Annotated in this window: 15 protein-coding genes; 5 read left to right on the top strand and 10 right to left on the bottom strand. The window is 33.8% G+C overall.

Translation table 11 applies throughout. The features are described 5' to 3' along the window. Position 1: 1 nt before the first annotated feature. From pstC to C4S35_RS04615, 6 genes are all read right to left on the bottom strand, one after another. Positions 2-1,264 (bottom strand): phosphate ABC transporter permease subunit PstC, encoded by a 1,263-nt coding sequence (gene pstC, locus C4S35_RS04590; protein WP_103999040.1) that lies wholly within the window; start codon positions 1,262-1,264, stop codon positions 2-4. Positions 1,265-1,345: 81 nt separating this feature from the next. Beyond that, on the bottom strand, positions 1,346-2,179 hold the full coding sequence (locus C4S35_RS04595) for a phosphate ABC transporter substrate-binding protein (RefSeq protein WP_103999041.1): 834 nt from the start codon (positions 2,177-2,179) through the stop codon (positions 1,346-1,348). Between the two features lie 98 nt (positions 2,180-2,277). Beyond that, the gene (locus tag C4S35_RS04600; RefSeq protein ID WP_103999042.1) at positions 2,278-3,111 is read right to left on the bottom strand and encodes a phosphate ABC transporter substrate-binding protein; all 834 of its coding nucleotides are present in this window, start codon (positions 3,109-3,111) and stop codon (positions 2,278-2,280) included. 41 nt (positions 3,112-3,152) lie between these two features. Further along, on the bottom strand, positions 3,153-4,508 hold the full coding sequence (locus C4S35_RS04605; RefSeq protein ID WP_103999043.1) for a porin family protein: 1,356 nt from the start codon (positions 4,506-4,508) through the stop codon (positions 3,153-3,155). A 146-nt stretch (positions 4,509-4,654) separates the two neighbouring features. Further along, positions 4,655-5,779, bottom strand: a complete 1,125-nt coding sequence (locus tag C4S35_RS04610; RefSeq protein WP_103999044.1) for an ATP-binding protein — start codon at positions 5,777-5,779, stop codon at positions 4,655-4,657. Positions 5,780-5,846: 67 nt separating this feature from the next. Continuing rightward, positions 5,847-6,530, bottom strand: coding sequence for a response regulator transcription factor (locus tag C4S35_RS04615; protein WP_035669540.1), 684 nt, complete (start codon positions 6,528-6,530; stop codon positions 5,847-5,849). Between the two features lie 223 nt (positions 6,531-6,753). On the opposite strand from C4S35_RS04615, the gene C4S35_RS04620 reads away from it, so the two are divergent. From C4S35_RS04620 to C4S35_RS04635, 4 genes are all read left to right on the top strand, one after another. Next, positions 6,754-9,555 carry a TonB-dependent receptor gene (locus C4S35_RS04620; protein ID WP_103999045.1) on the top strand — a complete coding sequence of 934 codons (2,802 nt, stop codon included), beginning with the start codon at positions 6,754-6,756 and terminating at the stop codon, positions 9,553-9,555. Positions 9,556-9,751: 196 nt separating this feature from the next. After that, complete coding sequence (locus tag C4S35_RS04625) at positions 9,752-10,942, top strand: hypothetical protein (RefSeq protein WP_103999046.1); 1,191 nt, start codon at positions 9,752-9,754, stop codon at positions 10,940-10,942. A gap of 115 nt (positions 10,943-11,057) precedes the next feature. Next, the gene (locus C4S35_RS04630) at positions 11,058-11,396 is read left to right on the top strand and encodes a T9SS type A sorting domain-containing protein (protein ID WP_103999047.1); all 339 of its coding nucleotides are present in this window, start codon (positions 11,058-11,060) and stop codon (positions 11,394-11,396) included. A 128-nt stretch (positions 11,397-11,524) separates the two neighbouring features. Then, positions 11,525-12,502, top strand: coding sequence for a LuxE/PaaK family acyltransferase (locus C4S35_RS04635; RefSeq protein WP_482788920.1), 978 nt, complete (start codon positions 11,525-11,527; stop codon positions 12,500-12,502). Positions 12,503-12,554: 52 nt separating this feature from the next. Here C4S35_RS04635 and tyrS read toward each other — a convergent pair whose 3' ends face one another. Continuing rightward, entirely contained in the window at positions 12,555-13,847 is a 1,293-nt protein-coding gene (gene tyrS / locus C4S35_RS04640; protein ID WP_103999049.1) for a tyrosine--tRNA ligase, read from the bottom strand. Positions 13,848-13,941: 94 nt separating this feature from the next. On the opposite strand from tyrS, the gene C4S35_RS04645 reads away from it, so the two are divergent. After that, the gene (locus C4S35_RS04645; protein WP_103999050.1) at positions 13,942-14,943 is read left to right on the top strand and encodes an NAD-dependent epimerase/dehydratase family protein; all 1,002 of its coding nucleotides are present in this window, start codon (positions 13,942-13,944) and stop codon (positions 14,941-14,943) included. Here the strand turns inward: C4S35_RS04645 and C4S35_RS04650 are convergent, their stop codons facing one another. Genes C4S35_RS04650 through C4S35_RS04660 form a run of 3 tightly spaced genes read right to left on the bottom strand, consistent with a single transcriptional unit; the run spans position 14,944 to position 17,465 of the window. Next, positions 14,944-15,381, bottom strand: coding sequence for a DUF4296 domain-containing protein (locus C4S35_RS04650; protein WP_103999051.1), 438 nt, complete (start codon positions 15,379-15,381; stop codon positions 14,944-14,946). A 5-nt stretch (positions 15,382-15,386) separates the two neighbouring features. After that, complete coding sequence (locus C4S35_RS04655) at positions 15,387-16,727, bottom strand: dihydroorotase (protein WP_103999052.1); 1,341 nt, start codon at positions 16,725-16,727, stop codon at positions 15,387-15,389. Between the two features lie 12 nt (positions 16,728-16,739). Next, a complete protein-coding gene (locus C4S35_RS04660) occupies positions 16,740-17,465 on the bottom strand; it encodes a polyprenol monophosphomannose synthase (protein ID WP_103999053.1) in 726 nt (241 codons plus the stop codon). Positions 17,466-17,566 lie beyond the last annotated feature (101 nt).

A 17,566-nucleotide genomic window follows, 5' to 3' on the forward strand; every position in this document is an offset into this window, starting at 1 on the left:
ATTATTTACCTTGAAATTTTTTGATTAATTTACCTTTTACATAAAACTCTGCAACGGCATTTAACACGAATGAAAAAATGAAAAGTAATGATCCAATGAAAAATAAGACACTGTAATGGGTTTCGCCAAAAACTGTCTCCGCCATTTCAGACCCAATTGTTGCTGCAAACGTACGTACACTCTCAAACGGATTTGCTGACAATAGTGCTGCATTTCCGGTTGCCATCAGTGCAATCATAGTTTCTCCAAAAACTCGACCAACTCCTAAAAGTAAAGCGGCAAAAATTCCTGGTGTAGCGGCAGGTAAAATCACAAAAAAAGCAGTCTGCCACTTACTTGCGCCTAATGCTAAACTTGCTTCAGTAAATGTTTTTGGTATTGCTGAAAGTGCATCTTCTGAGATGGTATAAATAATTGGAATTGCTGCTAATGCCATAGCAACTCCACCAATAAAAGCATTTAATCTTGATTCATATCCAAAAACATCTTGAAAGAATGTAGCTAAAACCATCAATGCAAAAAACCCAATAACAACTGATGGAAACGCAGCCAGCATCTCAATGATAGGCTTAATAATTTCTTTGGCTTTTTTTGATGCAAAACAAGAAGTGTAAATTGCAGCTAATATTGCAATAGGTCCCGCAATCAACATAGCGATTATTGTCACTTTTAAAGTTCCTATTAATAAAGCTATTAAACCAAATCTTGGATGTTCAGAAACAGGTACCCATTCTGTCGTAAAAAAAGTACTCCATGTTTTGTCAGCACCATCATTATTACTCCCGACAACTTCTTTCATTTCGTCTGAAGAGGCTGGAATAATTAGCTGGGCTTTCACATCGCCATATGTTTCTGGTTTTAAATCCTCATTGGTGACAGGCTCTGAACCATAAGTCTCCGGCTTTAGCTCTTCATTGGTTACGGCTTTTGAACCATACGTTTCAGGCTTCAAGTCTTCATTAGCAACTGGCTCTGAACCGTATGTTTCCGGTTTTAAAACTTCAGTTGGTTCTGAACCATAAGATTCTGGTTTAGAACCTGAATTCGAAGTAGCCTCAATTTCAGTTTTTACTTTCTCGGATGAGCCAAAATTAAAAATAGGCAGCGACTCTTTAAAAACAAAAACAAAAATAAGAACAATTATGGCTATCGATAAAAAAGCAACCGATGAAATAATTTTTTCAGCTAGGAATTCAGAAAGTCTAAATTGTTTCTTTAGACTCTCTTTAGTGAAATTCTGCTTGATTGGAAATTCGGAATCCATTTATTTTATTTAAGAATTCATATGTTTATTTAATATAAAAAACGCTCCCCCAACAAAAAGGTAGATGAGACCAAACGCGTATTATTTTAAAGGATAATATCCTACTTCTTCAACCATTTTTTGTCCGTCGGCACTCAATATCCAGTCTATAAAAGCTTTGGCTTCTCCTGTTGGTTGCGATTTCAAATACATGTATAAATATCTTGAAATTGGGTAAGTTTTGTCTTTAATAGTTGCCGCCGTTGGCAAAATCCCTTCGCTTTTAGCATCTATTTTAATTTTGCAATCTTTTACCCCTTCTGCATAAGCTGCGCCACCATATCCAATACTATATTTGTCTTTTTTAACTGCATTTACAATAGCAGCTGTACCGGGCAAAGTTTGACATGTTTTTGAAAAATCTGTTTTTACAACATGCTCTTTGAAAAACTCAAAAGTACCTGAACTGCTTTCTCTACCATACAATTGTATTTTATGATTGTCGCCGCCTACTTCTTTCCAATTCGTAATTTTACCAGAAAAAATTCCGCTTAATTGATCTAATGTAAGTTCCGCAACCGGATTTTCTTTATTTAGAAAAACAGACAAACCATCTTTCGCACAAGCAATTTCTATCCCGCTTGTTTTATATTTTTCTTTTATTTGATCTATTTCAGATGGTTTCATAGGACGACTTGCATTTGCAATATCTGTTGAACCATTGATAAGTGCTGCAATACCCACACCAGAACCTCCTCCAGTCACCTGGATTGTAGTTTTAGGATTTTTTTTCATAAATGCCTCAGCCCATTTTTGAGATAAGATCACCATGGTATCTGAACCTTTTACAGTTACATTTTTCGATTCACTAGATGTACATCCTATTACCATCACGGCCAATAAAATTGTTACAATTTTTAATTTACTTGTTTTCATAATTTTCAATTATTAGGGTAACATTAAATCTACTTTTCTTTTAAAATACAGAAATATCCTTCACTGAAAAAAGCAGTAAAGGATATTAAAAGCTTAACTTATTTTACAGGAAAATAACCTACTGATGTAATGATTTTTTGTCCTTCAGGGCTTAAGATCCAGTCTATGAAAACTTTTGTTTCACCTGTTGGTCTTGATTTCAAGTACATGTATAAGTATCTTGTAATTGGGTATGTCTTGTTCTTGATCGTTTCTGCAGTTGGTGCAATACCCGGACTTTTATCGTCTTTTTTTACTTTACAGTCTTTTACCCCCTCTGCGTACGCAGCACCACCGTAACCAATTCCTAATTTATCTTTCTTTACTGCATTTACAATAGCTGCCGTTCCTGGTAATGTTTGACAACTTGGAGAGTAATCTGTTTTCACTACATTATCTTTAAAAAAAGCAAATGTACCTGAACTACTTTCTCTTCCGTACAATCTAATGTTTGCATCTACTCCACCTACTTCTTTCCAGTTTGTAATTTTTCCGGCAAAAATTAATCCAATTTGTTTAATTGTTAATTCGGAAACTCCATTTGCTTTGTTTAAATATACAGACAACCCGTCTTTTGCACAAGGAATTTCTACTCCTAAAGTACTATATCGCGCTTTTAATTTTTCTACCTCAGTAGCTTTGATAGGGCGACTTGAATTTGCAATATCTGTTGATCCGTTTATCAAAGCCGCAAGTCCTACACCAGATCCACCGCCTGTAACCTGAATGGTAGTTCCTGGGTGTTTTTGCATATAGACTTCAGCCCATTTTTGTGACAAAATAACCATGGTATCAGACCCTTTAACTGTTATTTTATTCAGTGCGGTAAAAGAAAATCCTACTGCCATAACAACTAATAGAATAGCCGCTAATTTAATTTTTGTTGTTTTCATTTTATTTTTTTTATTGTATTAAAGTCTAATTTATTATATAATTAAAATCCCGCTTGAATTCTAATTGTAAAGGTATTATCTAATTTATCTTTTATATAATCGCCACCCACTGTGGTACTTTTTTCATTGATTGGTAAACTATAACCCGCAACAATTTTTACATTATCATCGTAAAAGTACTGCCAAGAAAATGACCAGTTATCGTATTTCAGATCTTCTTTAATAGTCACTGCATCTCCAGCTAAATGTCTGTTTGGATCCCAACTATCATATCGAACTGCAATTTGATTGCTTTTTCCAATATTTTTCACCAAAGTTGCATAGTATCCTGTGAAATCTCTAATACCATTGAAATTAAAACTAGGGTTGCTATTTGCTACAGGCAACGCTGTACTTGATTTTTCGCCAGATATCTTTCCAGAAATATACTCTCCCTTTAGAGACATTCCGCCAAGAAAATCATAGTAAACTCTCATCTCACCACCAAACCATTTTTTTTGGAAACTATCCCCAACTTTAGCTGTGAAATTTTTATTATTTGTATCGCTAAAAGTTCCAGCTTGTAAAACAGCCGTATTACCTAAGTAAGTATGAGCTCCAATGTCAATTCCCAAACCTTGAGAAGGAAACTGGAAAGAATAAACGCCTCTCATCATGACGTCTTTCTTATTATCGACATCTCTAAGATTATTTGTCAAAGAACCTTCTCCATAATTTCCATTAAAAACAGCTAACTGAAATTTAAATGGTATCTCATATTTTGTGTCTAAATCCATTTCAATTTTTGCTCCTAAGTCCCTTTCTTGCGGATACAAAATTCCAGACATTCTGCTTCTCTCTAACAATTCTCTTGAGCGTGAAGAAAATTCCACTTCATAACTTGTTCTATTGAACTGTCCTAAAAACAATTTAAATGTTTGCAACCACTTATCATTTAACTGAACATAAGCATCTCTTAAAGTTACTTTATCAAAAGCATAATCCGGCTGAATTACAAAAACCGCACCAGTTAATGGCTCATAAGTCAATTTTACGCGTGCCCTTCTGATAAAAAAAGTGTTTTTTATAGGCACAGCAGTAGTGGAAGGCCCTGGCCCAATATTGTCTTGATAATTATACATTTCGTATTGCGCCTGTAAGTACCCTGAAAATTTAATTTTGGTTAATTTCCCCAAATCACTATCCATAGTTGCAAGCCTTTCATCCAAACCTGAAAATTTCATAGAATGCTCGTCTAGTGCTTCTTTCAACGATTCTATTGTCACCGTCTTAACGGTATCAACACTCATTGTTTCTAAAGAATCGACCGATATTGTTTTAATAGTATCATTCTTTATATCTTGTGCATTAGCTAACGCTGAAGTCATAACTAAAACTGCAAATAAAATTTTTTTCATCGTTGTTGTATGATTTAATTTTTTGCAAAGGTCATCTTAGTATGTTAAGCCAATGTTAACAAATTATTATGTTGGTGATAAATTATCGTTTCGTAAAAGTTCCCAATCCTTCTTTTAGGATTCATTCGCATTAATTTCTAAATCTATTATTTTTTTAATCTATTAATTTTAAGACTTTTACTATATATTTCTTTCGGATTTAATTCTGGTTTTTTTAATCCTGCCTTTTCAATTGTAAAGGAAAATTCAGATCCAATTCCAAATTCACTTTCCACATATATTTTCTCTTTATGCGCTTCTATAATATGTTTTACAATTGCTAATCCTAAACCTGACCCTCCTTCTGTACGGGAACCACTTTTGTCTACTCTATAAAAACGTTCAAAAAGCCTTGTTATATTATTTTTCTCAATCCCTTCTCCATTATCAGTTATTCGAACCAAGACCTTTTTCTTAGTCAGATTAACAACGGCGACCTCTGTAAAACCCCCTTCTCTACCATATTTTATGGAGTTTACAATTAGATTCTCAACAACTTGCTGAATCTTGTCTTTGTCTCCATGAACAAGAATGGGTTGTATGTGATAATTTTCGAAAGCCAATGCGATTTTCTTCTTATCAGCTTTCATTTCCAATAGATCAAAAACGTTTTGTATTAATTCTACAATATCAAATTCAGAAAACTCCAGATTCAAATCACCAGATTCTAATTTTGTAATCATATCTAAATCTTCCACAATATAGATTAATCGCTCTACTCCCTTTTCGGCACGTTTTAAATATTTTTTTCTAATATTTTTATCATCCATTGCTCCGTCCAGCAAAGTAGAAATGTAACCTTGAACTGTAAACAATGGTGTTTTAAGTTCATGTGAAACATTTCCAAGAAATTCTCTTCGGTATTCTTCCCGCATCTGCAGCATTTCAATTTCTAGCTTTTTATCGGTGGCAAACTTCTTGACTTCTCGCGTCAAGGTTTCCATATCAGTGGTAATGGGCTGATTTATAAAAGTACTAGATTCCAAAAGCGACACATCATCGTATATTTTTTTTACACGTCTGTAAATAAACCGTTCGACTCGATATTGTAAAACTATAAAAGAAAACAGATAAATAATTAAGAGACAAACGATTCCAAAAAGCAGCAAATTAGTTACTTTGGAACCAAAGAATAACACTACCATTAACACAACAAATCCAGCAGCAAAAAGGCTAATGAACAAAGCAGATTTTATGGCGAACTTATAGGTTTTCTTAAAATTTATTTTCATTTATTTTACACCTCGCTTTTAAAGCGATTTGGCTTTTGTAATTTGTATTCTTATAAAAAAAAGGTGTTTACACTTCAAATTTATACCCTACTCCTTTAATGGTTTTGAATAAATCTTCCCCAATTTTCTCCCGTAATTTTCTAATATGAACATCTATGGTTCTTCCGCCAACTACGACTTCATTGCCCCATACTTTATCTAAAATCTCATCACGCTTGAATACTTTTCCCGGCTTGGATGCCAATAAGTAAAACAATTCAAATTCTTTTCGAGGCAAAGCAATCTCCACATTATCTTTTCTTATTTTATATTCCTCCCGATTGATTTCGATTCCACCTACGTTAAGCGTTTCGCTATTTTGCTCTTGCTCTTTCAAGCGTCTTAACAATGCTTTCACTTTACTGACTAATAATTTTGGTTTGATGGGTTTCGTAATATAATCATCCGCGCCAGCATCAAAGCCAGCCACTTGGGAATAATCTTCGCTTCTTGCTGTCAGGAAAGTAATAATCACATTATTCAGTTCCGGTATTTTTCTGATATTTTCACACGCCTCCATTCCATCCATCTCCGGCATCATTACATCCATGATAATTAGATCCGGCAATTCTTTTTTAGCTTTTATAATAGCTTCTTTTCCGTTTGCTGCAGTAAATATCTGATATCCTTCCTGAGTAAGATTGTACCCGACAATTTCCAAAATATCCGGCTCATCATCAACGAGTAAAATCTTTGTGTTTCTTTTTTTCATAATAGAAAAATTATATTATTCTGATGGAATTTACGCCTGAAATACTCATTGATTTTTAATTCCGAATGTAAATATAGCAATAAAAGAATCGTTTAAAATTCACATTAACCGTAATTTAATATGTTAACGATTTATTAATGTTTACAAAACTAAATGGTAATAATCCAGTAACTTTTACTTTACAAAACAGACATTACTTTGCATAAAAATAAAACAAACAAAAATGAAATTTAGAATATTGTTTATAGCATTGTTAATTACAACTTTTTCTTTTTCACAGAATAAAGGTACCGTTTCTGGAATCCTTACAGACAAAGATGCTAACAATCAATCCCTGCCTTTTGCTAATGTACTTATAAAAGGGACCACTATAGGGACTAATACTGATATTGATGGTAAATATTCCATTGCTATAGCACCGGGGAATTATACTGTTCAATTTAGTTTCGTAGGTTATGAATCTGTAGAAATTCCTGTAACTATAGTAGCAAATGAAACTGCGACCGTAAATCAAGCTATTGGCTCAGGAAGCTACAAACTAGATGATGTTGTTATAAAATCTAATGTGAGCAGAGAAAAAGAAACTGCCTTATTGCTTGATCAAAAGAAAGCAGTTGTAATAAAACAAAGTATCGGCGCGCAAGAAATGGCTCGCAAAGGAGTTAGCGATGTAGAGGAAGGGCTTACCAAAATAACAGGAATTACAAAAGTAGGTTCAAGAGGATTATTTGTACGCGGACTGGAAGACCGTTACAACAACTTATTGATAAACGATCTTGCTGCTCCAACTAATAATCCTTTCAAAAAAATTATTTCTTTAGACTTGTTTTCTACCGATATTGTAGGTGTTATTGAAGTATATAAAACGTTTAATCCAAATATTTATGGTGATTTTGCAGGAGGAACTTTTAATATCCAAACATCTAAAGGTTCAAAAAGCGTAACCAAATTGAATGTCGGAGTTGGCTACACTGTAAATAACAATTTAGAAAAGTTTTTAATTTCTAAAGACGCTAATTCTACCAAAGGATTATTTGGCTTGACCGGAAACGACAGAAAACTTCCAGGATTACTTGGGAACACACCGTCAAGTTACACGCTTACTGCAGATGAATCTTTAAGATCTTTTAAAAGTGGATTTGATGTTTCAAAAATAAACAGTCCTCTAAATTCAAGCATTGGTTTTCTTCATTCCGAGAAATTTAACCTGAAAGACGACAAGACTTTTTCGTACTTACTTTCTATTAATTTTGACAATAATTATTCGATTAGAAACGGAGTGGAAAGAACGTTTACTAACAATCCTTCTGGCTTCACTTATAGAAATGACTTCGACAATACAGAATACCGATATAAAACATCACTGTCTTCTTTAGTAGGATTAAATTACACTACAGATAGACTGAAACTTTCTTACAATACACTTTTCATCAGAACAACTGAAAATTTGGTTAAAGATCAATTTGGTATAGCTGATTCAAATTCAAGCAACAATAACACTTTAATTAGAACCAATCAATTAGACGAATCTAATTATTTAAACAACCAGTTATTGGGCGAATATGCATTGAATGAAGATAAAAGTCAAAATGTAAAAGCGGCAGTTTCCTATGCGATTACGAAGTATGCGCAACCAGATAGAAAATTCTTTTCAGGAACAAGATCAGGAACAGACGATATTTTAGTTTCTGTTGCCGGAAATAATTTCATCAAACAGTATTTGGATGTTTCTGGTGATTCTTATTTCTCAGGATTAGGAGAATACACGTTGAAATTTGGTAAAACTGAAAAAAATAATATTTTTACGGCTGGATACAATGGAAACATGTCTGACATGACCTCATCCTATCGTTTTATTACACCGGTAAATAATAGTGCGCCAAACAGTTTTACAACACCGTTAAATTCATTGGATACGCAATTAAATGGTTATTTATCTTCAAACGCAATTAGTTTTAGAGAAAGTTCTAATGCAACATATCAGGCAAAATTAAAGGAAAGCGCTAATGCCGGTTATGCCAACTTACTTTACAAGTTTGGAGAAAAATGGGAAGTAAACGGAGGAATTCGTTTAGAAAGCACCATGAGAGAAACAAAGTACAGAACTCAAGGTTCTTTCTCAGATCCATTTAAAACTTTAAAATATGACAACTTCTATGTCTTACCCGCTTTAAATGTGAAATACGGTTTGAATGAAAACTCGAATCTACGTTTTGCTACCGGAAAAACATACACCAGACCGGTAGTAATGGAATCTTATCCTATCGAGTATATCAATGCTGATGGAACCTCAACAAAAGGAAATCCATTTTTAAAAAATAGCAGCAACTACAATGTTGATTTAAAATATGAATTATTCCCAACATCAAAAGAAGTTTTAGTACTTGGATTGTTCGGTAAAAAAATAGATCAGCCTATTGAAAGAACATTCATCTCTAATGCTGCGAATTCAACTATCACAACTTATTTAAATTCAGACAATGCAATTTTATATGGAGCAGAAATTGAACTCCTATTGGATTTTGCAAGAATTAACGAAAGCTTAACTGATTTCTCTTTTGGGTTCAACACTTCTTTAATGCATACGAAAGTAGATGTGAAACCAACCACTACTGATAGTGACGGCAATGTGACTACATCAATCGAAACTTTTAGAAATAGAGAACTACAAGGCGCTTCGAAATGGTTAATCAATTCTGATTTAAAATACCAATTTGACTTAAGCAAATCTTGGAGCAACACGGTTTCATTAGTTTATTCTGTATTTGGAAAAAGAATTTATGCTGTAGGAACAGGTGGATTAGACCATATTTATGAATTACCGGTGCAACAGTTGGATTTCATCTGGAGCAGCAAATTATCTAATCATTTTGATTTAAAATTCAGTGCTGATAATCTACTTGATCCAATGCGCAAATCGGAACAAGGAAATAACGGAACTTCTTCCATTGTAGAACAATCAAACATAACAAACAGTTACAAAAAAGGGAGAGGATTCTCAGTTAATTTAGGATACACTTTTTAACATATACTGCCTAACACGAGAAAGCCCTATTTACTTAGGGCTTTTTTTACGCTTAAAATTCACATAACACCCTTAACATTAGCTTCACATTTTAGTGTTTTTTTAATAACTGTATTGTAATATTCAGCTAACACCCTTTGTGAAGTTTTCCCATAATTTTGACAAAAATAAAAAACAATAAATAATACAACTGATTATGAAAACTAAATTTTTTGCTTTAGCGCTTGCTACAGGGCTTTTTCTAAATTCTTGCTCTAATAGTGACAGCCCAATCCCTGTTACACCAGCAGCAACAGGAGAAATTACAGGTACAATAACTGCAAATAAAACTTTTGCATATGGAAATTACACTTTAAAAGGTATTGTTAAGGTTGCTTCAGGAGTAACAGTTACTTTCGATGCAGGTTCCACAATTACAGCAAATAAAACTACTGGAGACAATGCATTCGTTGTTTTAAACGGAGGAAAATTAAACATTAATGGTACAGCTGACAAACCAGTTGTATTTACAGAAGCTTCTGCAACTCCAGGTGCTTGGGGAGGAATTATAATTTACGGCGATGCGCCAATTAAAGCAATTGGTGGTGTAACAACTTCTACTTCAGAAGATGGAAATGCATTACCTTATGGAGGAACAAATGCAACTCACAACGGAGGTTCATTAAACTATGCCCGAGTTGAATATGCTGGAGCAAAATTAGCTGATGGAACAAAAGAAAATAATGGATTTACATTTTATTCAGTAGGTTCAGGAACAACATTAGACCACTTAGTTTCTTACAAAGGTGCTGATGATGGATATGAATTTTTTGGAGGAACTGTAAGTATGACAAACGCTATTTCTTACGGTAACTATGATGATGCTTTTGACTGGCAAGATGGATGGCAAGGTCAAAACAACTCTAACTGGTATGCTTACCAAACGGGTAAAGGAAATTACGGAATGGAAATCGAATGTTCTAATAATAACAATGGATTTTGGCCAAAAGTTTCTAACATTACTTTAAAAAGAGAAGCAGGATGTGTACCAGAAGTTGCTGGTGATGTTCAAGTTGATGCTTTCCAATTCAAAAAAGAAGGAAATGGAGATTATAGCAATATCATTATCTCAGGATACGGAGACTATACTGAAGGAACAACTATCTATAAAGGTGCTGTAGTAAAAATTCAAGATGCTACGACAAACATTAATCAAGTTAATGGATCAAAAATAAAATTAACTAATGTGACCATCTCTTCAACAACACAAACTGTACCTGTAGGAGCTACATCTGCTATAGTTGTGAGTTTTCCAGTTGGCAATTTTACATCAAGTACATCTGCTACAGGTGCTTCATTAACTGCTGGTACATGGACAACCGTTGGCGGCACTAGTTTAATTAAATAGTTTTTATTAAAAAAACCATAAATACATTTACTAAACACCTTTCTTTTGAAAGGTGTTTTTTTTGGTACAGTATTTGAAATATTTTTTATATCTTTACTAGTAACAATCAGAACTAATGAAAAAAAACTACTTTTATATTATCACTTTATTGGCTTTTTTCTTTTCCTTGAGCCTTACTGCTCAGGAAAATAAACAACAGCCAAGGACGCAACAAACTACCTCAATTGAAGGTTTAAGTTTGTACCCAAATCCTGTGAGTAATGGCAAAATCTACATTACATCAAAAAATGATTTGGACAAAGAAGTAATTATTTTTGATATATTAGGAAAAAAAGTACTTCAAACAATGCTAAGCTCGAGAGAATTAAACATCTCCAATCTTTCTCCAGGCGTTTATATTATAAAAATTAACGAGGAGGAAGCAACAGCTACAAGAAAATTAATCGTAAGATAATCCTTTAAACATAAATTTAGAAGCTCCAATTATGTTGGAGCTTTTTTTTATGGAAAAACATTTAGTAGACTTTGCGTTTACAGAAACCCAACAGATTTTTTAATTACTTTTGTAAAAAAATAAGCTTGATTCCAACTACCAATATATTTGCCATTTCTTCTCAAAAGCAATTTGAAAAAACAGCCTTACAAACGTTTCGTTTTCAATATGAAAATAACTTAGTATATCAAGAATTTTGTAATTTTTTGAAAACAGATTCCCATAAAGTAAAATCATTACAGCAGATTCCGTTTTTGCCTATTCAGTTTTTCAAGAGTCATTCTGTGGTTTCGAATGCAAATTCGATTCAGGCTACATTTACCAGTAGCGGAACAACCGGAATGATAACGAGCAAACACTTGGTAACTGATACTTCCATCTACGAAGAAAGTTATCGCAAAGGATTTTCTCAATTTTACGGCAACATCGAAGATTATGCCGTTTTGGCTTTATTGCCATCCTATCTGGAAAGAAAAGGTTCTTCGTTGATTTATATGGTCGAAGATTTAATTCAACTGTCAAATCATCCAGAAAGCGGTTTTTATCTGCACAATCATGATGAACTTATAGCCAAACTAATTGCTTTAGACCAAGCTGGACAAAATGTCATTTTAATAGGCGTCACTTATGCGTTATTGGACTTAGTTGAAAAACACCAGTTTCAACTGCAACATACCATTATCATGGAAACTGGCGGAATGAAAGGTAAACGCAAAGAAATGATACGGGAAGAATTGCACGAACAATTGTGTAAAGGTTTTGGCGTTTCAGCCATTCATTCAGAATACGGAATGACCGAATTACTTTCGCAGGCCTATTCTCTTGGTGAAGGCGTATTTGAATGTCCTTCTTGGATGCAAATCCTCATTCGTGACACCGAAGATGCTTTGACCTATATTCGAGACGGAAAAACGGGCGGAATCAACGTTATCGATCTTGCTAACATCAATTCCTGTTCTTTTATTGCTACGCAGGATTTGGGCAAAAAAAATCCCAACAACTCTTTCGAGGTACTGGGACGTTTTGATAATTCTGATATTCGAGGGTGTAATTTGATGGTGCTTTAAAAAGTTTATTTGTTTAATTGGTTAACCAAATAAACGATAAACAATTCACCTATTAAACCACTCTCACCACAAAATAATTTTTCTTACCGCTTTGCAACAATACAAATTGATTGTTAATTAAATCTTTCGTCGAAAGCACAAAATCTTCGGCAACTTTTTCTTTATTTACTGAAATAGAATTAGCCGTCAATGCGCGTCTTGCTTCACCATTCGATTTCATAAAACCTGTTTTTTCATTCAAAACAGCAACAATATCAATTCCAGCTTCAATCTCTTTTCTACTGATTTCTGCTTGAGGAACACCGTCAAAAACATCTAAGAAAGTTGCTTCATCCAGTTGTTTCAAATCATCTGAAGTAGAATTTCCGAACAAAATATTCGATGCTTTTATAGCGTTTTCTAAATCTTCGGCTGAATGTACCATTACCGTAATTTCTTCGGCTAAACGTTTTTGTAACAAACGTAAATGTGGTGCTTCTCGATGTTTTTCGGTTAAAACTTCAATTTCCTCTTTCGATAAAAAAGTAAAAATCTTAATGTATTTTTCCGCATCAGCATCGGATGTATTTAACCAATATTGGTAAAATTTATAAGGAGAAGTTCTGGCTGCATCCAACCAAATATTTCCGCCTTCAGATTTTCCGAATTTTGTTCCATCCGCTTTTGTAATTAAAGGACAAGTCAAAGCATATGCTTTTCCACCAGCGATTCTGCGCACTAATTCGGTTCCTGTAGTGATATTTCCCCACTGGTCACTTCCTCCCATTTGTAGCGTACAATTTTTATTTTTGTACAAATGCAAAAAGTCATATCCTTGAACCAATTGGTACGTGAACTCCGTAAATGACATTCCTTCGGCAGCTTCAGAAGACAAACGTTTCTTTACTGAATCCTTAGACATCATGTAATTTACTGTGATGTGTTTACCAATATCCCGAATAAAATCCAGAAAAGAAAAGTTCTTCATCCAGTCGTAATTATTCACTAATTCTGCCGCATTAGCCGCATCGGAAGTAAAATCCAGAAAACGGGACAATTGTCCTTTTATAGCTTCTTGATTGTGACGCAAAGTCGATTCGTCCAATAAATTTCTTTCATTTGATTTCCCTGACGGATCACCAATCATTCCTGTCGCACCACCGACTAAAGCTAAAGGTTTATGTCCCGATAGTTGAAAATGTTTTAATAACATAACGCCAACTAAATGTCCTATGTGCAATGAATCGGCAGTTGGGTCAATTCCCACATACGCCACTCGCATTTGTTCCATCAAATGTTCTTCTGTGCCGGGCATAACATCGTGGAGCATTCCTCTCCAAGTTACTTCTTCAATAAAATTCTTCATCTTTTTAATCAATTTGCACAAAGATAAAATTTATTGCGGATTAGGTTATTTGTTTATTAGGTTATTCGAAAAAAATTATTCGTATTTTCGTAGCATGATTTTAGTCACAGGAGGAACCGGTTTAGTAGGAGCGCATCTATTGTTTCATTTAATGGAATCCCGAAGTATCGGGAGTGAAAATGTTCGTGCTATCTATCGCGGTGCAAAAAGTATCGAAAAAACTAAAAATCTCTTTAATTTATACAAAAAGCCTGACTTATTTGCCGCTATCGAATGGATTCAAGCTGATATCACTGACGTTCCTGCTTTAGAAAATGCTTTCCTGGGAATCGAGTACGTTTATCATTGCGCCGCTTTGATTTCTTTCGATCCAAAAGACGAAGATTTAATTCGAAAAATCAATATTGAAGGAACCGCAAATATTGTCAATTTTTGTGTTGCCTATGCTATAAAAAAACTATGTTTTGTGAGCTCCATTGCTGCCCTTGGTGATATTGCTTCACATGAAAAAGTTATTACAGAAGAAACCGAATGGAATCCCGAGAAACCACATAGCGATTATGCTATTTCTAAATATGGTGCCGAAATGGAAATTTGGCGTGGACAACAAGAAGGATTGCAAGTACTAATTATAAATCCCGGTGTTATTATCGGCCCTGGTTTTTGGGAACAGGGAAGCGGAAAAATTTTTACGAAAGTAAAACAAGGATTGTCATTTTACACTTTGGGAAGTTCCGGATTTATTGCCGTGACTGATGTAGTCCGAATTGCAGCTCAATTAATGAAAAGTGACATCCATAACGAACGATTTACATTAATTGCAACAAATATTGTCTTTAGAGATATCTTGAACAGCATTGCTGATTCGCTACTTGTAAAAAGGCCTTCCTTTCATGCAAAACCATTTTTAATGGAAATTATGTGGAGAATGGATTGGATTCTATCGAATATTTTTATGCAAAAAAGAAAACTACCCAGTGCTATCGCAAAAGCATCTTATTCTAAAAATAAGTATTCTAATGAGAAAATCACAATTATTTTAAAAACGGATTTTTTAGATATTCATCAATACATCAAAGAAATTTCAACTTTGTAACTAAAGACTTTTTTTCTGCGATAGTTCCAAGGAATCTAGCTCTTTACTTTTAGGCAAAATTGCTTTCTTTATCGGTTTCTTCTTCTTGGTCTGAGCTTTTATCAAGGCAGTTACTTCTGCTTTAGTTGCAACTAATCTAATATTTATCTGATCTATAATTGCTGAATATTCTTCATAATTAGAAGCATAATAAATGTTGCTTTGCGCAAATTGAAGACTGTCAACTTTGTATTTTTTATAAATATATTTCTTTGGATTTATTTTAAAAGAGTCCAAAGAAGCCGGATTTTGATATTTGATACCGTCTAAAACTGCTAAATCATACATAATATTAATCATTGTCTCTTTTTCTATAAAACGATTTGGTTTTTTGATAACCTCATCCTTACAGCTAACAAACACAAATACAATCGCTAAAAGTATAATTATTTTCTTCATTTTTTCTATCTATCAAACAACAATCGTTTTCCTGCACGGATGTCTTTCACTTTAAAAGAGTTGTAAACCAATTGTCCGTTTACAAAAGTATGTGTAATTCTGGATTTAAATGTAAATCCTTCAAAAGGTGACCAACCACATTTAGAAATAATATTTTCTTTCTTTACACTCCAAGGCAAACCTGAATTGACAATAACTAAATCGGCATAATAACCTTCTTTTATAAAACCGCGCTTCTCAATTTTGAAAATCTTGGCCGGATTATGACACATTTTTTCAACAATTTTTTCAATACTGATTTTCCCTTGGTGATGCGCTTCAAACATAGCCACAACGGCATGTTGCACTAATGGTCCACCAGAAGGAGCTTTCAGATACGGCAGTTTTTTTTCTTCGAAGGTATGTGGCGCATGATCTGTTGCAATCACATCGATTCTATCATCCAGTAAAGCTTCCCATAACACTTTTCTGTCATTGGCTGTTTTTACTGCAGGATTCCATTTGATCAAATTTCCCTTGGTCGCATAATCATCATTGGTAAACCACAAATGATGAATACAAACTTCGGCCGTAATTTTTTTGTCTTCCAATGGAATTTTATTGGTAAACAAATCCATTTCTTTGGCAGTAGAAAGATGAAAAACATGCAAACGGGCCCCAGTTTTCTTAGCTAGTGCTACAGCTTTTGAAGAAGAGATGTAACACGCTTCTTCACTGCGAATTAAATGGTGAGCAGTTACAGGAACATCCTCTCCAAATTCTTCTTTGTATTTCGCTAAATTATTTTGAATTGTGAATTCATCCTCGCAATGTACGGCAATAAGCATAGGCGTACTTGAGAATATTTTTTCTAAAGTCGCTTCATTATCAACCAACATATTACCTGTTGATGATCCCAAAAATATTTTTATTCCTGCAACATTCTTTGGATTTGTTTTTAGAACTTCCTCCAGATTATCATTTGTTGCACCCATCATAAAAGAATAATTCGCATAGGATTTCTCTGAAGCGATTTGGTATTTTTCTTCTAAAATTTCTTGTGTTACAGCATTAGGAACCGTGTTAGGCTGCTCAATGTAAGAAGTAATTCCACCTGCAACTGCCGCTTTCGATTCTGATTCTATATCCCCTTTATAAGTAAGTCCAGGCTCTCTAAAATGTACCTGATCATCAATGGCGCCTGGCATCAAATAATTTCCTTCGGCATCAATAATCACACATTGGGAAGATTTGGCACTTATACTTTCTGAAATTTCAACAATTAAGTCATTTTCAATTAATACATCGCCCTCAAAAATCACTCCTTCATTTACTATTTTGGCATTTTTAATTAAAAACCTGTTCATCGTATCTTTTTCTTATAATGTGTTAATTAATTTTTTCAATCTAAGTGAAATAACTCCAAAAACTGCTTCAACAATAATAGAGTTACTCATTTTGGATTGTCCTTTAATCCTATCCGTAAAAATGATAGGTACCTCGACAATTTGAAATTTTTTACAAAATGTTCGATACTTCATTTCAATTTGAAACGCGTAGCCAACAAATTTTATTTTATCTAAATTAATTTTTTCCAAAACATTTCTTTTGTAACAAACGAATCCGGCCGTAGCATCGTGAATTTTCATTCCAGTTATCAATTTCACATAAACGGATGCAAAATAGGACATCAATACCCGGCTTAAAGGCCAGTTTACCACATTCACTCCAGTGACGTACCGAGAACCTATTGCCAAATCAGCGTCGCCTAAATGACAGGCATTATATAATCTTTCTAAGTCATTTGGATTGTGTGAAAAATCAGCATCCATTTCAAAAATGTATTCATATTTACGTTCCAAAGCCCATTTAAAACCATGTACATAAGCGGTTCCTAAACCTGATTTTTTGGCCCTTTTTTCTAAAAATAACCTACCGGAATATTCCGATTGTAGTTGAATCACTTTATCAGCTGTATGATCTGGCGAATTATCATCAATAATAAGAACATTAAAAGGTTTGTGTTGTGAAAGCACTGATCTAATAATGCTTTCTATATTTTCAATCTCGTTATAGGTTGGGATTATAACAATGGAATCGTTCATATTTTAGAGTAATTTCACCGCAAAAGTAAACTTTTTATACGATTTGATTCATAATAAAATTATAATAAAAAGAATGATATAAAAAATTTGTAATTTTGCAT

This window comes from Flavobacterium urumqiense (assembly GCF_900108015.1).
Classification (GTDB): domain Bacteria; phylum Bacteroidota; class Bacteroidia; order Flavobacteriales; family Flavobacteriaceae; genus Flavobacterium; species Flavobacterium urumqiense.

What these genes read in the sequence shown, in the direction of transcription:
- pstC (WP_103999040.1), bottom strand. Translation starts at nt 1,264, where the DNA reads ATGGATTCCGAATTTCCAATCAAGCAGAATTTCACTAAAGAGAGTCTA.
- C4S35_RS04595 (WP_103999041.1), bottom strand. Translation starts at nt 2,179, where the DNA reads ATGAAAACAAGTAAATTAAAAATTGTAACAATTTTATTGGCCGTGATG.
- C4S35_RS04600 (WP_103999042.1), bottom strand. Translation starts at nt 3,111, where the DNA reads ATGAAAACAACAAAAATTAAATTAGCGGCTATTCTATTAGTTGTTATG.
- C4S35_RS04605 (WP_103999043.1), bottom strand. Translation starts at nt 4,508, where the DNA reads ATGAAAAAAATTTTATTTGCAGTTTTAGTTATGACTTCAGCGTTAGCT.
- C4S35_RS04610 (WP_103999044.1), bottom strand. Translation starts at nt 5,779, where the DNA reads ATGAAAATAAATTTTAAGAAAACCTATAAGTTCGCCATAAAATCTGCT.
- C4S35_RS04615 (WP_035669540.1), bottom strand. Translation starts at nt 6,530, where the DNA reads ATGAAAAAAAGAAACACAAAGATTTTACTCGTTGATGATGAGCCGGAT.
- C4S35_RS04620 (WP_103999045.1), top strand. Translation starts at nt 6,754, where the DNA reads ATGAAATTTAGAATATTGTTTATAGCATTGTTAATTACAACTTTTTCT.
- C4S35_RS04625 (WP_103999046.1), top strand. Translation starts at nt 9,752, where the DNA reads ATGAAAACTAAATTTTTTGCTTTAGCGCTTGCTACAGGGCTTTTTCTA.
- C4S35_RS04630 (WP_103999047.1), top strand. Translation starts at nt 11,058, where the DNA reads ATGAAAAAAAACTACTTTTATATTATCACTTTATTGGCTTTTTTCTTT.
- tyrS (WP_103999049.1), bottom strand. Translation starts at nt 13,847, where the DNA reads ATGAAGAATTTTATTGAAGAAGTAACTTGGAGAGGAATGCTCCACGAT.
- C4S35_RS04645 (WP_103999050.1), top strand. Translation starts at nt 13,942, where the DNA reads ATGATTTTAGTCACAGGAGGAACCGGTTTAGTAGGAGCGCATCTATTG.
- C4S35_RS04650 (WP_103999051.1), bottom strand. Translation starts at nt 15,381, where the DNA reads ATGAAGAAAATAATTATACTTTTAGCGATTGTATTTGTGTTTGTTAGC.
- C4S35_RS04655 (WP_103999052.1), bottom strand. Translation starts at nt 16,727, where the DNA reads ATGAACAGGTTTTTAATTAAAAATGCCAAAATAGTAAATGAAGGAGTG.
- C4S35_RS04660 (WP_103999053.1), bottom strand. Translation starts at nt 17,465, where the DNA reads ATGAACGATTCCATTGTTATAATCCCAACCTATAACGAGATTGAAAAT.